16 protein-coding genes, 2 pseudogenes and 1 riboswitch are annotated in these 15620 nt (G+C 39.0%); of the genes and pseudogenes, 6 read left to right on the top strand and 12 right to left on the bottom strand.

The features are described from left to right. Nucleotides 1-61: 61 nt before the first annotated feature. The gene (locus VZF35_RS25750; RefSeq protein ID WP_407309427.1) at nucleotides 62-1294 is read right to left on the bottom strand and encodes a D-alanyl-D-alanine carboxypeptidase family protein; all 1233 of its coding nucleotides are present in this window, start codon (nucleotides 1292-1294) and stop codon (nucleotides 62-64) included. Nucleotides 1295-1562: 268 nt separating this feature from the next. Continuing rightward, a complete protein-coding gene (locus VZF35_RS25745; RefSeq protein WP_407309425.1) occupies nucleotides 1563-2462 on the bottom strand; it encodes a VanW family protein in 900 nt (299 codons plus the stop codon). Nucleotides 2463-2703: 241 nt separating this feature from the next. Beyond that, a riboswitch (cyclic di-AMP (ydaO/yuaA leader) is annotated at nucleotides 2704-2840 on the top strand. 3 nt (nucleotides 2841-2843) lie between these two features. Between VZF35_RS25745 and VZF35_RS25740 the strand changes: the two genes are divergently transcribed. Next, complete coding sequence (locus VZF35_RS25740; RefSeq protein ID WP_407309423.1) at nucleotides 2844-3569, top strand: C40 family peptidase; 726 nt, start codon at nucleotides 2844-2846, stop codon at nucleotides 3567-3569. Between the two features lie 25 nt (nucleotides 3570-3594). On the opposite strand, the gene VZF35_RS25735 is transcribed toward VZF35_RS25740, so the two are convergent. Then, on the bottom strand, nucleotides 3595-3819 hold the full coding sequence (locus tag VZF35_RS25735) for a hypothetical protein (protein ID WP_407309421.1): 225 nt from the start codon (nucleotides 3817-3819) through the stop codon (nucleotides 3595-3597). A gap of 207 nt (nucleotides 3820-4026) precedes the next feature. Next, nucleotides 4027-4200 (bottom strand): hypothetical protein, encoded by a 174-nt coding sequence (locus VZF35_RS25730; protein ID WP_407309419.1) that lies wholly within the window; start codon nucleotides 4198-4200, stop codon nucleotides 4027-4029. Nucleotides 4201-4396: 196 nt separating this feature from the next. Here VZF35_RS25730 and VZF35_RS25725 point away from each other — a divergent pair, with 196 nt between their 5' ends. Both VZF35_RS25725 and VZF35_RS25720 read left to right on the top strand, forming a co-directional pair. After that, complete coding sequence (locus VZF35_RS25725; RefSeq protein WP_407309417.1) at nucleotides 4397-5074, top strand: C40 family peptidase; 678 nt, start codon at nucleotides 4397-4399, stop codon at nucleotides 5072-5074. A gap of 343 nt (nucleotides 5075-5417) precedes the next feature. Then, complete coding sequence (locus VZF35_RS25720; RefSeq protein WP_407309415.1) at nucleotides 5418-5576, top strand: hypothetical protein; 159 nt, start codon at nucleotides 5418-5420, stop codon at nucleotides 5574-5576. Between the two features lie 23 nt (nucleotides 5577-5599). Here the strand turns inward: VZF35_RS25720 and VZF35_RS25715 are convergent, their stop codons facing one another. From VZF35_RS25715 to spo0A, 4 genes and pseudogenes are all read right to left on the bottom strand, one after another. Continuing rightward, entirely contained in the window at nucleotides 5600-5866 is a 267-nt protein-coding gene (locus VZF35_RS25715) for a hypothetical protein (RefSeq protein ID WP_407309413.1), read from the bottom strand. A gap of 92 nt (nucleotides 5867-5958) precedes the next feature. Then, nucleotides 5959-6189 (bottom strand): annotated as a pseudogene (locus VZF35_RS25710) (DUF2164 domain-containing protein). Nucleotides 6190-6445: 256 nt separating this feature from the next. Then, nucleotides 6446-6766 (bottom strand): hypothetical protein, encoded by a 321-nt coding sequence (locus VZF35_RS25705; protein ID WP_407309411.1) that lies wholly within the window; start codon nucleotides 6764-6766, stop codon nucleotides 6446-6448. A gap of 299 nt (nucleotides 6767-7065) precedes the next feature. After that, complete coding sequence (gene spo0A / locus VZF35_RS25700) at nucleotides 7066-7863, bottom strand: sporulation transcription factor Spo0A (RefSeq protein ID WP_407309409.1); 798 nt, start codon at nucleotides 7861-7863, stop codon at nucleotides 7066-7068. Between the two features lie 423 nt (nucleotides 7864-8286). Here spo0A and VZF35_RS25695 point away from each other — a divergent pair, with 423 nt between their 5' ends. Next, on the top strand, nucleotides 8287-8493 hold the full coding sequence (locus VZF35_RS25695; RefSeq protein ID WP_407309407.1) for a small, acid-soluble spore protein, alpha/beta type: 207 nt from the start codon (nucleotides 8287-8289) through the stop codon (nucleotides 8491-8493). Nucleotides 8494-8837: 344 nt separating this feature from the next. Here VZF35_RS25695 and VZF35_RS25690 read toward each other — a convergent pair whose 3' ends face one another. The 4 genes and pseudogenes from VZF35_RS25690 to VZF35_RS25675 all read right to left on the bottom strand — a co-directional run bounded on the left by VZF35_RS25690 (nucleotide 8838) and on the right by VZF35_RS25675 (nucleotide 14110). Then, nucleotides 8838-9428, bottom strand: a complete 591-nt coding sequence (locus VZF35_RS25690; protein ID WP_407309405.1) for a DUF1003 domain-containing protein — start codon at nucleotides 9426-9428, stop codon at nucleotides 8838-8840. 202 nt (nucleotides 9429-9630) lie between these two features. Beyond that, the gene (locus VZF35_RS25685; RefSeq protein ID WP_407309403.1) at nucleotides 9631-11253 is read right to left on the bottom strand and encodes a cell wall-binding repeat-containing protein; all 1623 of its coding nucleotides are present in this window, start codon (nucleotides 11251-11253) and stop codon (nucleotides 9631-9633) included. A 49-nt stretch (nucleotides 11254-11302) separates the two neighbouring features. Beyond that, a complete protein-coding gene (locus VZF35_RS25680) occupies nucleotides 11303-12142 on the bottom strand; it encodes an ABC transporter substrate-binding protein (RefSeq protein ID WP_407309401.1) in 840 nt (279 codons plus the stop codon). A 334-nt stretch (nucleotides 12143-12476) separates the two neighbouring features. Further along, a pseudogene (locus VZF35_RS25675) lies at nucleotides 12477-14110 on the bottom strand (class I adenylate-forming enzyme family protein). Between the two features lie 284 nt (nucleotides 14111-14394). Here VZF35_RS25675 and VZF35_RS25670 point away from each other — a divergent pair. Both VZF35_RS25670 and VZF35_RS25665 read left to right on the top strand, forming a co-directional pair. Continuing rightward, complete coding sequence (locus VZF35_RS25670; protein ID WP_407309399.1) at nucleotides 14395-15045, top strand: VC0807 family protein; 651 nt, start codon at nucleotides 14395-14397, stop codon at nucleotides 15043-15045. Between the two features lie 266 nt (nucleotides 15046-15311). Beyond that, on the top strand, nucleotides 15312-15620 hold the full coding sequence (locus VZF35_RS25665) for a hypothetical protein (protein WP_407309397.1): 309 nt from the start codon (nucleotides 15312-15314) through the stop codon (nucleotides 15618-15620).

Below are 15620 nucleotides of genomic sequence, written 5' to 3'. Positions count from 1 at the left end.
TAAGGAGGTGTAAAAAACACCTCCTCATATAAAACGTTCTTGCCGCAATTATACCGATCTTCTAATATCTAATAAGCTTCCACAGGATCGATGGTGGTTTTATTGGCTGCGCGCTGTTAAGCTTTACTGTCTGAGTTTGGGATCCTGTGTTGATGGTTAGAGTTGCAACATTTTCATTCGCATTAATGGGTAACTCTGTTTTGAGGTTTGTAATTGAAAGTTCTACCTTCATGCCAGGATATCCAAAGACTTGGATGGGCTGACTTGTTTTCAAATCGCTTGTAGAATTCCAAGCGCTCGTTATTTGACCAAATCCTGCTGCAGGTGGTGTTATGGGATATAACTTAAACTGAGACCGGACTTGATCTAAGATTTGAACGTTAGCCTCAAGAGAGCTTTGTAAGGATTGGACAGTTTTTTGGCCTAACACCGCTGCTAAGATAAAATGCTTTTCTTTACCGACCACCACGGGGGTCGCCGAAACAAAACAACCGCCGGCTGGGGTAGTTGATCCGGTTTTGATGCCCACGACCCCATGTTTCCCAAGCATTGAGTTAACGTTATAGACAGTACCAGATACAGGGAGCGTTGCTTGTGGCATAGCAACAATTTCTTGGAAAACAGGATCATTCATTGCGGCCTGAGCTATTTTTATTTGATCAACTGCACTACTTACAGTTGTGGTACTCACACCACTAGGATCGTCATAGTGAGTATCCTTCATATTTAAAGATTTAGCTGTTTCATTCATTTTTGTTACAAAAGCAGCCTCTGTTCCAGACACCCAACGCGCTAATGTCGTCGCAATATTATCTCCCGACGGTAACATTAATCCTTCTAAAAGTTGTCTCTCAGTCAGGCTTTCACCTTGAGCAACTGGTAAAACAGAATAACCATTTTTGACCCCATTCTGATAATCGGCTACATCTTGCGCATTGATTGTTAAACTGGGGCCATCCTCCCCTGGTTTCAAGGGATGTTCTTTAAGTACTAAATAAGCTGTCATCATTTTTGTCAAGCTGGCGATGGGGACAGAACCTTGCTGATCGGTTGAGGCAACGACACCCAAGTTTTCCGTACCTACGGCTGATTCACCTTGATCAGGAAAGCTAACGGCCAATTGACCAGGCAATGTGATATCCTGAGATATCGGTTTTACCCCTGCCGCAGGATAGGGACGACTGACCTGTACAATACCGGCTACAATAATCAAAATTACTATGAACAAAATAAGGGGACCCTTTGATTTGGGAGACTTAGTCTTTGAAGTCTTCAACTTCGGAGAAACAGTCATGAGAAACCTCCTAGTTCTTTTTTGAAAAAATAATAGAAACTAATTCTATTCTACAAGAAGTTCAATCTTACAACAATATTTATTTGCTGCCATATTTTTTCAAAAGCCAGGAGGCACGCTTGAAGGCCACAATTGTTGCTCAAAAATGTCAAGGGCAATCTTGAGCAGGGTGGTTTACTGTTCTGAATAAATAACATTAATATACATATGATAAGGCGAGTTGCTTTTCTACAGAAGCAACTCGCCTTATTGTGGGGTTGTTGTATAATTAATTCTTCTTTAATGGTGCATAGATATCACGGCTAAGCATTGATTTATTCACATTCCCTTGAGAGTCCTTAACAATCTTCCACGTTTTAACAATGTACCCTTTCGAGCCTGCTCGACCTCTAATAGTTTTTAAAATTTGCGGTTTTATTTGAACTATTTTGCCTGTTTTCTTACCATAAATCTGAAGGGTTAATAAGCCAGATTGTACTTTAGAACGAATGTAAATAGGGCTGCTGGTATTATTCTTAAACTTAAAATCTATTTTTGGATAATACACCGTAGCATCTTGTCCTAATGGGACGTAAATTATAGGCACCTGATGAGGAACACGCTCGATAATCTGTAAGTCTGCCAATAGTACAGCATTATATAATGTCGATGAAACCTGGCAGATTCCTCCCCCAAGAGCAGGAATATATCGATTGTTATTCAAGATATAGGCATCTTTATATCCGTTTTTTAGAGTTCGTTCCCCTACAATATTATTAAAAGAAAATACCTTACCAGGATATATTACTTTGTTATTGAGAGCTCTCGCCGCCAAGGTTAAATTTATGGAACGGTTTTTTTCCTTAACATTAAATTTTGTGCTGAATTCACCGATAATATCGTTCGCAGTAATTGAGGTCTTTGTAGCTTTGGGTCCTTGTTTTGGAGATGAATTAACCGTTATGTTTGTTAGTGAAATTTGTTTAACCAATTTTTGATCGGCTGTTTGCTTGATACCGTACTGAATAGATGGAATGGAAGCAGAACTTAATTTTGAGACAAATGTTGTTTCAAAGGAGGCTGAAACTGCAATAATCAGGCTTATTGCAAGAAAAAACTTGCGATGACGATATTTTTCCAACCTTTTATTCACTCCCTCTGTATCTTTCTCTGAAACATCAATGATCAAAGGGATCGGTATCAGTAATTAAAATTTTTCTCTTTTCAGTTCATATTTTTTACAATAGCGTCTTAGATTATTGCGCAAAAAGAACGTAAAATTAGTATGTTATGTTACATTTTGGCTGTGTAATGTTTTATGAGCTTGCCTAAGCCGATTTACTTCAAATTCAGTTTTTTTCCATATATTACATAGAATATTTTGCAGGATATTCGCACATATTGTCGAATTTCAGCTTTATGAATATGTATAAAAAATAAAGCTGAATCTAGGTTACACTAGAGCGGGGGAATTTTCCTATGGGGTGAATCACGTGAAAACGTGTAGGGCTTATACCTTCCTGCCCAAATCCGTCAACTAACCTCGTAAGCTAAGAAAGGTGAAAACAAAATGAACTTGTCCCCAAGCCTGTCACGCCTATCTGGAGTTATTCTTTCCGGAATGCTTTTGGCAGGTAATGTACTTGTGCCATCAACATCTCAAACGTTACCCGTAAACACTTTATCAATGCCAGCAGCTTTAACTGACTATTCTAAGTCGACTATCGATCCTCAATTCTTACATCCCCAGCTCCAACTGGCTATAAACGACCCTGAGGTTATAGAAGCCACAAAAGAAGCAAATCAATCTCAAACAAACAATGAACAGAGTGTAAAAAACTCTCCCAACAGTAGTTCACAAGCAGTACATACAGCTCAAACTGCTTCAGCTAAAACCCAACCCAAAGAACAAGTGTCCCGCGGAAACGATGATTCTTCTGATATCATTGATCATGCAGTTAGTTTAGTGGGAACACCTTACGTTTTTGGGGGGACATCTCGAAAAGGTTTTGATTGCTCGGGATTTACCCAGTATATCTACGCTGGATCTGGCGTATCTCTTCCTCGCACTTCCTATGCTCAATATGCTTCGGGGGTTTCTATCAGCAAGAATGAGCTACAGCCCGGTGATTTAGTATTCTTTTCGACCTATTCTAAAGGAGCGTCTCATGTAGGTATTTATATTGGTGGAGGGCGTTTTGTTCACGCCGATAACCCCCGTGTTGGGGTGACGATCACTAACCTCAGTAATAGCTTTTATACCGAACATTATCTTGGTGCTCGTAGGTACGCCTAAATAACTCAGCCCCATCTAAGGAAATTTATCTGGAATGGAAATCACCCAGCACGTTGAATGTCGTGGCAACAACGTACTGGGTGATTGTTTCAGACCCTCCTGCTCCAAATAGAATGCCTATAATGCCGTCCAGCATACTTATGATAACTGCTTCGATCAAAAACTGAAGCATAATGGTTTTCTGTTTGACACCACGCTTGGAGTTTCTGAATTGCTGCCTTGAGTGTGGCCGAGTTTCTATAACTCTCAAGGGTTTGTAAATTGCTCAGTGAGCTGGCCTCGTTTGATTGGGCTTTAAGCACTGCACTTTGGGCATTCAAGACATTAACTTGTGAAGGCGGTGCGTAGAGTTGATTTAATTTTAATTGGGCTTGATTTGGTCACTTCCCGCTGAGCCTGAGTTGAATCTAATTTTGCCAAAACTTGTCTGGATTTAACTTGATCCCCAACTTTAACATCATCTCAGTAATTTCCCCCCACTGTTCGAAGACAGATTATATTGATTAATAGGTTCGATTGTTCCTGTTGCGCTGACGGACTTTTCAACGGTACCCATTCTTACAGTTCCTGTGATATAACTAGGGGTAGATGCTTTGGCATTTCGGGTATTATAGACTATATTTCCACCCACAAGTACAACCGCTATTATCAGTACGCCCGAAATAATGCATAATCAGTAAGATCTATAATTATTCGCCTTAAAGATTTTTTAATAGTTTTTAAACAATTTTTAGATGATTTCCACATAGTTTATTTGCTTCTCTTTTGTATAATTAAATTCAGCACATAAAATGGTTCTTCTTTATTAATTACAAAGGAGTTGTTCTATGACAAAGAGAGTGGGTATCTTATTTGTTTTGGCGACCTTTTTCGTACTTGGATTAGTTCAGACAGCCCAAGCATCCCAGGTGTATAACGTATTAAAAATCGGTTCAACGGGTTCCAATGTCGTACAATTGCAAACCGAGCTGAATTACCTTGGGTATAATGTTGGTACAACGGATGGTATTTTCGGAGTTAAAACCGAAGCAGGAGTTGTGGCTTTTCAATCAGCGAACTCTTTAAAAGCGGACGGCATCGTCGGAACAAACACAACCAACGTTTTAAGTGATGCTTATGCAGAGAAACTACATGCTGTAAAAGCGAACGCCATTATTGACACTGCTAAAAAATACATTGGTATCTCTTACCAATGGGGTGGCGAATCGCCAATCACCGGATTTGATTGCTCAGGTTTTGTTCAGTATGTTTTTGCCCAAAATGGGATTACTCTTCCCAGAGTGTCAAGCCAGCAATACACTGTCGGAACTTCTGTAAACTTCAAGGACCTGCAGCCTGGTGACTTACTCTTCTTCTCCATAGATCAAAATGGAACAGTAGATCATGTTGGTATTTACATTGGAAATGATCAGTTCATCAATGCTTCTAGTTCTAAGGGAGTAACAATTTACCCTATTGGTCCCTATTGGGAATCGGTATACTTAGGAAGTAAAAATGTATTTTAGTTCATGGCCACCTACGGGTGGCCTTTTTAGTTAAAAAGCAAAATCTTGCTGATTTAGTATAAAGTAAAGAGCAACTGTGATTTTATCCCCAGTTGCTCTTTAAAGTAAATACCCTATATTACACGAGTACATACTCATGGTAGATGTTTAAAAAATAGACTTCAAGAACTCAAATATGAGTAAGGATCAGATTTAATACGACAGAATAAAAAATTCAGTTATTAGAAACACTTAATCATAAAATGAAAAAATGGTAGTAGACATTGACGCTCAATATGCGTCTATCTTAAAAATCCGAACTCGGCATATACATTATCTAGGAAGATATGAAGGAGTGAGTTGTATGAATTACGAAAAAATATGGAATGAGTTATTGAAAAAAATAAAATTTGAGTGTGAAAAGGTTAATGGAATCAATGGATCTTCGAAAGAAGATCATATCAGATTTAACGCTTTATACTCGATTATTAAAATGATGGAAGATTTAGAAGGTAAAATTTAATAATCAGAGCGGTATTGGTTTAATTAATCCGGTTCACTAGGCAAAATCTTGAGTTTGTAGATACTGCTTTGAGTATAAATTTCTATATGATCCGGGGTTTTTATAATATCTGTAATCCTACTAAGGCTTGTGACATTGCAAACTCCATCTTCATAGTATAAAAGTTTCCCCTTAACTCCAACTTCAATGTCACGTAGCCACACCTTTCTCCCCCATCTGTGCAGAGATGCAGGCACGTCAGGTAAAATAATGTCGTATACTCCTTCAATTACCGCTACATCTTCGTTCATTTTAGCTTCCCCCAGTGAGGTTTAGTGTTTTGCTGAGTTCGCAAATTAGCTAGGTCGATGGAGAATTTATACCCTAAACATTTCTTCTCATGTCAATATTTAATAATTTCTAACAGATCCTCAAGTTTATAATTCATAAATTTGTAGGAATCGTAAACACCTTGATTTTAAAACTCGACTGCTAATTTTTCGATAATAAAGTCCAGAAACAAACTTGAGGCTAAGTCTCCAAGTTCTTCGTCTCTTTCTTTAAGGAAATAACTTTGTATGGCTAAAATCATATCCTGTCTTTTTTCTTTATTTAATGTTATTTTGTCGTTCAAATTCCTTCCTCCCAATTAATAATTCACTTCAGGAAATAATAGTTCTACTCTTACAAACATTCCACTTCCTTCTTGCATTTCCTTCAAGATCTCAGAAAAAATCGATTCCTTATTTTGCCGTTTGCCTCTTACTAAGTGATTATAAACCATTTTATTGTCCGAGAATTATGCTTTATTTAAAACAAAACAGGACTGAAAAATGGCTTTCCAGGTCCTGAAATTCGAGATTACTTCATTTTTATTAGTGAACAGATAGTTAGTGAATAGATTCTGTGTTTCGAGATTCAAAATAATCGATTAAAGCCTTATTTAAGTCTTTAAAATTACTGCTGATTTCAGGTGCTTCTTGCCACTGACTATGCGGCGAGTTTCGATCAAAATGCTCAAGAAATTCCTGGAAATGATCGCCGCTATAAGCGGCTCGAAATCCTTGCAAACTGAAATGAGAGTTGAAATTGCAGTTTAGATTTAAATGATTGTACAAATCCTCGCTGATTAAATCTGAATTCTGCTTGTCAACAACCTGCCGAAAAGAATTAAGCACATCATGCTGCTGCTGCGCATTAAGAGTATACATTCTATGTCCCCCTTACTAAGATGCAATTAAGTAACCTTATTAGATTAATCAATGTTACCATTATTATAACCGTTTAATAAAAGTTCATTAGTCAGTTGCCCCCCTGGCACTATGGCTTGCTGTATTTTCATTCACTATGGTGCATCCTTGAAAATTTTTTCAGCAGTCAAGATAACAATTATAAACGCAAAAAGCCATAAACGAACTAAAGTTCGTTCATAGCTTTATCTGAGAGAGAGAATCAAAACCCAAACTACAAATAATTAATCGACTAACATGTAAAATTCCGCAAACTACGACTAACTTACTTTACTCATGACTCTAAAGTTATCAGCAAGAAGTGCAATAAACTCTGAGTTCGTCGGTTTCTGGAGCTCGATGTTTATAGAATACCCGAAAATTCGCTTAAGAGTTTCTTTCTGTCCGCGATCCCATGCAAGGCCGATCGCATGACGAATTCCTCGTTCTACTCTATTAGGTGCCGAATTGAATTTTTTCGCGATTAATGGATAGAGTTCTTTGGTAACTGCTCCTAATAAGGATACATCCTCTACAACCATTTGAATTGCTTCGCGAATGTAATGATATCCTTTAACATGGGCTGGAATACCAATTTGGTGCATAACCTTGGTTACATCCACATTTAAATTGACGTCTCTATTCTGTGTCATAGCGGCGGGAGAGGTTTTGGGGATTTGCGTCGCTGTTACTGAAGACATCTCTTGAGTCAAGGAACAGATTCGGTTTCGTAAAACTTCCAAATCGAAAGGTTTAAGAATAAAGTAATCCACACCATGTAATATAGCTTCGTGAGTAAGAAATTCCTGACCGAAAGCCGTCTGCATAATTATTTTGGGTCGTTTCATAGTTGTATGATTATTAATACGTTCCAATATACCTAGCCCGTCTAAATTAGGCATTATTTGATCAAGTATCACTAAATCCGGCTCTTGTGATTTGATTAATTCCCAAGCTTCCAATCCATTATAAGCTATACCTACTATCTGGAAATCTTCTTGAGCTTGAAGAAATTTTTGTAATAATTTACAGAAACTCTGGTTATCATCAGCTACGACAATTTTTACCTGGTTATTCATTCTTGATTTCCCGCCCTTTTATATATTCCGGTCTGCATTTTTCTTCTAATGCCTCGCCAGTATTTCCTATTATACGTTATAGAGCATGTCGAAATCGTAATAAACAAGGGAATAGTTAAGGATCGCTTAATAGGCACGGAAAGCTTGCCCTATAGATACTTTGGGTTATTGTAAGATTTATTTTTATCGCAAATTCCTCACTTGTTTTTAAGAATGTAACCTCGGTCAAAAATATGAGCGAAAGTTAAAAGACTAGAGAAATTTTACTCGAATTTAATCTATTCATCAGGTCCCCCACTTCTCTTAAACTATGAGGAATGGTAAAGATCTTTATCTTGATAACATTTCCAGGAGTTAAGAACGATTATCTGGTTAAAATAAATTCAGAATCTATTACTTAATTCGAAAAGGGGGCACAAATTTATGGCAGGAGAACGCAACACAAATACACCAGCAGTTCAAGGAGCTTCGCAGCAATTGGATCAATTTAAGTATGAGGTAGCCAACGAAATGGGAGTTCAACTTGGCGGTGACCGCACAAGTCGTGAAAACGGTTCTGTAGGCGGCCAAATGACGAAACGTATGATTCAATTTGCAGAAGAGCATCTTAAAGGCGGCAGCAGACTATAATTACTGCAAGTTAAGTTAAATCAGCTTCATATAGAAAGGCTTCCTTAGTTAATTTACTAAGGGAGCCTTTTATCATCCCCTCCTTTTCCATTTGTATCAGATAGCTGAAGCGGGAATATTATGTAATATATGGAAAAGGGGGATGTGCAGATGTTGATATTTGGCGCTGGCGTAGCTATAGTAGTTGTTGCAATTCTTATGCTTATTGCCATGGGTATTGTTTTCTAATTTCTAATCTCTGATCTCGGGTGTTGGTGCACTCTAGCTACTATTTTACCGCAGTTTTTCAGAATAAACTGGGGTTTTTCAAGTATTCATACGACCAGGCAAGAGGTTGCCTGGTTTTATTTTATATGATTTTCCAGCTTGGATTCAATAGATTCAAGAAGTACCTTTATCTGTAAATACTCAGATTTGATGTTTAGTAGGTTTTTCTTTTCTTCTGCTTCAATACGGTGCAAATGACTTTGAATATCATCAATTTCCAGCTCTGCTTTATAATTAATGGCAAAATCAATTACGGATTCATGTTTATCACGAGCAGTTTGTCGATTCTGGCTCATCATAATGACTGGGGCTTGGAAAGCAGCGATAAAAGACAAGCATAAATTCAAAAGAATAAAGGGTGGTTCATCAAAATGGAGAGATTTGGTCAATACAAGGATATTCCAAACTATCCAGGCAGCTAAAAACACGCTGAAACAAAGAATGAACTTCCAGCTTCCGCCGAACTGAGCGATACGATCGGCAAGACGGTCGGGATAGGTTGTTTTACTGGAATATTCCTCCTCAAGTCGGTTTAAGATACTTTTTTCATAATCATTAACTAAACGATCAATGCGTTGGACATCTTTTCTATGGAGTTCGATATCAAAGCCTTCAAATATAGATGCATCGTCAAAGTCACTCGGAGATTCCACATTAGTTTCGTTCATTTTTAAACTCCTCAAAATTTATTACCCAATATAATTATGTCCATAGATTTTTGAGGAATTCCCGAAGGAACAGGCAGGCCTACGCCTGAAAAATTATCAATGAGGTCAGCCGCTTCTCGGCCTTAATTCAGCACCTATTTAAAGAAAAAGACCAGAACATCAAAATGTCCTGGTCCATACATTAGTGGGCGTCAGTTAACGTTTAATTAACCTTATTGAATACATAATTAAAAGAATTAGGGGAATTACTGGAACTAATAGGATAATAATTAAACTCATTAGGATCAATAATATTATTAGTATTTCCAGCAAAACGGGTAATACCCAAGTTGAAAATTTCTAATCGACTTCCAGTTAAGGCGAAATTGTCTTCTTCAGTCCAATTGGAATTCTTGATTCTAATCAGTGTGGGATTCGTGAAGGAATAGTTATCGTTATAGACCGTGGTATATCCGGTAAGTATTTGAGTCTCTACTAACGTGCCGTCATCCTTAAATTCCAAGGTATACTTACCATCTGAAGTTTTCCATGTACCTAATATATCTTGCTGAACTTGCTCAATGCTCGAAGGAAGAACCGAATTCACATCAGCAACGGTCACTGTGGCTGTTGCCTTGGCCGTCGTTGATTCAGCGATGGTACCGATAACAACAAAAGCTCCTGGAGCTGTATATTGACTTGATGTGACAATTGGCCAAGTGACATTAACTGTTTTTGTCGTGCCATCACTCAATGTGGCAGTTACTGTAGATGGCAACACCGGAGCAGTTCCTGCCGTTGTTGTTACATTTACGGCACTTAAGTGGCTTACAGTAATCGGCTGGCTCAAGCCTTGCAATAAATCATCAGAAACAACAGCAGGCCCTCCAAAAACGTAAACACTAGGAATCGTGCTGCCAATATGACTAACATTTGCTAATCGTTGCTGATAATAAAGTTTCGTATCAGTCGGTGAATCATTATTTACTAAAATGATAGGAGCAGATAGTTTCGTAGCCAGAGCACTTCCGCTTAATGCATCAGGAAATTGCTCGCCTGAAGCTAAGGTTGTAATGTTCGGATTAAAAACAGTTTCAAATTTCTCGTTGACTGCAATATTTGTGCTGTACCTGTCATTTCCTAAAACTCTTTCGTAATTAGGAAATTGATTAGCAATAGTATCGTCAATTTCCTCCGTTGAGCCAATAACGTAGGACTTGGCGATATTCTTATAATCAGATAAGTAATCCTTAACCGAGTCCGGGATATTATTCTTAGGCACCAGAATTATTGGATCTTGTTGAATAGAGGCAATTGGCGAAACCGAAAGCGCATCCGAGAAATCATCCGATGTACAAACGAAGATTATTGAAGGGGTCGAAGTGACTTGTTTAGCTACTGCAATCGATGTTTCATATTTATCGAACCCGAATACTCTCGTTGTTGTTATTCCCATTGACTGCAATTCTGTATCTACTGAGGATGAAATAACCCCGGTACCACCTATAATGGTGACATTTTTAGTTTTCAAATCGATTAAGGTTTGTTTTGTAATTGGTGTAAGTGAAGCACTCTCGGTTAATAAAATTGGCGCATCATCTTTCTTGGCTAAGGGTGCTGCTGTGAGGCTATCGGTATAACCGCCTCCAAATGCTAAAATACAGTTTGCTGAACCATTTGGCCAACCTTGTTTGGCAATCGCAGCTGATGTTTCGTAGCGATCTTGACCTGAAATTCTATTTAGTGTAGGAGAAATGGTTGTTGTACTGGTTGCGGCAAGCGTTGGTAGCACCGTGGAGAATGTGAATATTATCGTTAGAAACATTGATGCTAATTTTTTCTTCATTGAATCATTTCCCCTCTTTCAAGCTTTCCTAAATAAACTATACCACCACCTACCCGTGAGAACAAGAAAACAGTCTGTGAAGATTCTCTATTCCATCAATTAGCCTTGGTCCAGGTCTGCATATAGCACCGCAAGAAATTGGATAAACTTTATTCTCTCGAACCGCTGTAATGCTCTCCCATTCCGCAGTAATAATGTCATCCACACTTCTCTGGCAAATAGGGTACTTGGAAGTACACCCTTTACATTTTAGAGGCTTCTCTTGTCCTTTTTCTATGCCACAAAACAGGATCACTTCCGGGTCGAATTCTTTAATTTGATTCCAACTGACCTTGACGTAGGAATCATTGGACTGGAAATCCATCAAGTGAGCTCCAGCAAGCCGTAAGGCATCATATTGAAAAGACCTTGGTCCTGGTGTAAAAAAGGGATCGGTATTCATTAGGCGAAAAACCCTTGGATGACGAATATTAGTTTTTTGGCTAAGGTTATCAATTCTTTCTTTCAAAAGCCTTATGATCGGTTGTACGGTAATTTCCGTTTGACAAAGCTGTGCTAATTTATTCATGAAAATAAAGACATCTTCTACATTGGTAGGGGTGGCCGAGAGAATATTAATGTTATTGTATTGCAGTTCTTCTATAAGTTTTTTATGCAAAGCCATATCGGCTAAAACAATGTCGGGCTGAAGTGAAAGAATTTTCGATAGTTGAGGGTGAGCAAACGTGCCAACTTTATATTTAAATATTGTTGCCTCTGGATAATTACAGTGTTCTGTTATCCCTACTACACGTTCCTCTAGGCCTAGAAAATATAAAATCTCAGTTGCCGAAGGAACCAAGGAAATAACCCTTGGAATTACCTTTGAACGAATATCATGAATTGACATATCCAACCCCTCCTCAAAGCTAAGTGTTTGTCTGCATTGCCATTATACTTCCATTTAAAACTAGGAATTCCTCTATTTGAGTTTGAGTTGAGTTTGAGTAAAAAAATAAACACCTTCGATGGTTTTCTAAACAAGCACCTCAATACTATCGAAGCTAAGAGACATTTTACCTTTGAATAAGTTGAAAGTGACTTTGAATGAACAGTTCCCCAAAAATAAAACCGGTCGGATCGTAATAACGTCCAGTCCGGTTTTATTCCTTCTTTATAAAGACAGCAATTCGTTCTTTCTAAGCGCTATAAAGCAGTTGCTGTTATGATGCAAAACTATGATTTTATTTCTCCGTTTGAATAGCCACTAAACTTGATCCACCGTATTTATCCCTCAAACGTGGCTTTTCAATCTTGCCTGTGGGATTGCGGGGAACTTTGTCGAAAATAATTTCACGCGGACGCTTGTATCGCGGCAGAGGGGCACAAAATGAGGTTATTTCTTCTTCTGAACACTTAAAGTCCGGCTTTAGTTCAATAATTGCGGCGGCGATTTCACCCAGGCGCTCATCCGGCAAACCAATGACCGCGACATCTTTAATGGCATTATGTGCGCGGATAAAATCTTCAATCTGTACCGGATAGAGATTCTCTCCCCCACTAATAATCACATCTTTTTTTCGGTCAACCAAATAAATAAAGCCGTCTTTATCCATCCGGGCCATATCTCCGGTAAACAACCAGCCATTTTTGAGTGCAGCTGCAGTTGCTTCAGCATCGTTGTAGTAACATTTCATCACGCCTGGTCCTCTGACAACTAATTCTCCAACCTGTCCTAGGGTTACAGAGCATCCATTCTCATCGGTAATCTTGACTTCCCAGTTGTGACCGGGTATTCCGATAGCACCTACTTTATGAATATTCTCAGTACCCAAATGGACACAGCCTGGACCAATTGATTCACTCAAACCATAATTTGTATCATAAAGGTGGTTGGGAAAACATTTTTTCCAACGACGAATTAGGCTGGGAGGGACTGGCTGCGCCCCGATATGCATCAGCCTCCACTGAGCAAGATCATAATCTTCCAGTTTTACATCTCCTCGATCTATGGCATCCAGGATGTCTTGTGCCCATGGAACTAAAAGCCAAACAATTGTAATCTTTTCTTCAGAAACTGTTTTAAGTATCCATTCAGGCTTGACTCCCCGAAGTAATACCGCTTTGCTCCCAGACAGCAAACTACCGAACCAGTGCATTTTGGCACCTGTGTGGTACAGCGGCGGAATACACAAAAAATTATCTTCCCGCGTTTGCTCATGGTGATTGTTTTCTGTATAACATGCTGACATCAAGCTCCGGTGGGTATGCAGAATTGCCTTTGGAAAGCCCGTAGTTCCCGAGGAGAAATATACTGCGGCATCATCTTCGTCTGAAAGCTCGATATTTGGGGCGTCAGAGGAACAGTTGGCAGTCAGGCGGTCATAATTTTCTGCAAAAGAAGGACGGTTTTCCCCGCAAAGAAAAGTGTCTTTACTTTAGGTATTTGATCATAAATCATTTCTACCCGTCCGATAAATTCAGGCCCGAAAATCAAAGCAATAGTGTCAGATAAACCTAAACAATATTTTATTTCTTCGGCTGTATAGCGAAAGTTTAAGGGTACTGCAATTGCTCCGGCCTTTAATATTCCAAAATAAATTGGCAGCCACTCTAGACAATTCATTAACAGAATAGCAACTTTATCCCCTTTTTTTATCCCTCTTTTTAACAGCAGATTAGCCAGTCGATTTGCTTTCTCATCAAAAACGCCCCAAGTCATTTCCCGTCGATATTCCCCTGCCGGGTTGTTTTCAATTAATTCGTACTCACGCCAGGTGACATTATGACTCTCTTGAAGATCTAAATTAATCTCACTTAAACATAGTTCTTGTCCATAGATCTTGGCATTTCGCGCTAAAAATTCTGTAATGGGCATTTTCTCTTTCCTCCCGTTCTTCCAAACAACAAAAAACAAACACTAAAATGGACCGTACTTCTAAAACAATACAAACTAAATTATAAAGCTCTCTACCTAGTTAATCAATAGATTCTTATATCCGTAGATATAGTCCGAAGCGTAAAGTTCTCTCTTCAGATAGATGTTTGAGCAAATTATTTATGTTAAAAATTAAGAGTAACAAAAAACATCAAGCACACAATAACGTAGTACTTGAAATCGGAAACTAAACTAAAACTAGGCATTGTTGATAGGAGGTAGTCATGAGAATCTCTCAGTCAGAAGGAATGAATCTTCAAGTTGGTGCGCTGCAAAGAAAATTAGGGTTAAGCTTGATTTTCAGTTGGCTTGTTCCGTGGGTATTATATATGGTGTTACGTCCTTATTTGTTTAGTGATACAATCGCCCTGACCATTGTTGGAGTTATTCCCCTCATAAGGACTGTAGCACTATTCGTTTGGCGTCGTCGAGTTGACTGGATTAGTGTAGGGGGTGTCATCAGCTTCACGATTGGCCTAACGTTTTCGCTTCTCCTAGGTGGAAGCTCTTTGCCGTTTAAACTCTATCGTCCTATAGTAACCGGCACTATAGGGCTAGCTTGCCTGATCTCGGCGGCGATAAAAAAGCCTTTACTTTCAACGTTAATTAAGCTATTTATACCCAAAGCTTCTGAGGGATTCGGCCACTCGATGTCGGACCAACGGTTCAGCTTAAAGCAAATGGCGATCATCACCACGGTGGCCGGATTAGTGCTCCTCGCTGATGCAGTAGTACACATTATTATGGCTATTAGTTTGCCAACAGACATCTTTCTTTTAATGTCCCGCGTCGTCACGATTGTTGCTGTGGCTGTTTTGTTCGGTTCAAGATGGTTAGTTCGGCGGAACATTTTTGGTAACCAAAACCGCCAATAGATTTTGAGTTTATGACCTAAAGCTGCCCTCCAGCCGATTACTCGGTTTTGGAGGGTCTTTTATCTTTAGTTGAACGAGTTCACTCCCTTAAGCATGGAGTAGATTTCTTAATCAAACCTTGGATTGAATCTAAACCTTAATATGGTTTAATTACAATCGGCGGCTCGATCAAACGACTAACGTCATAGTCAAGGCTTAGCTTAAACTTCTGATATTTTTCAGGAAGTCAAACATATTAAAGGGGAGGTGAACAATCAAATAAAAACTTGGCCACTCTGCGGGCCTACCAAGATGTTATTACCGACCACCCCGAGCGCTTAAAACAAGCCTTACCGGCGATTGGTCGTCAGGTCCACCGGATGGAGAAGGTAATTTCCGGGTTGCTGCAAATAGCAACTTTAGATAAGGGTGATATCACCCTGGAGAGCGTCGATCTTGGTGCTCTTATACAGCGCTTGGAGCCTGTTTATGAGGCTGAGTCCTTGAGAGGAATGAGAGGAAATGTTGCTGTTGAAAGTAAGGTTGGAGTTGGGACCCAGTTTACTATCCAGCTGCCTCTTACTACCAATGGTTAA

Source organism: Desulfosporosinus paludis, from assembly GCF_045689965.1.
GTDB lineage: Bacteria > Bacillota > Desulfitobacteriia > Desulfitobacteriales > Desulfitobacteriaceae > Desulfosporosinus > Desulfosporosinus paludis.
This window is presented reverse-complemented; position numbering and strand designations above follow the sequence as displayed.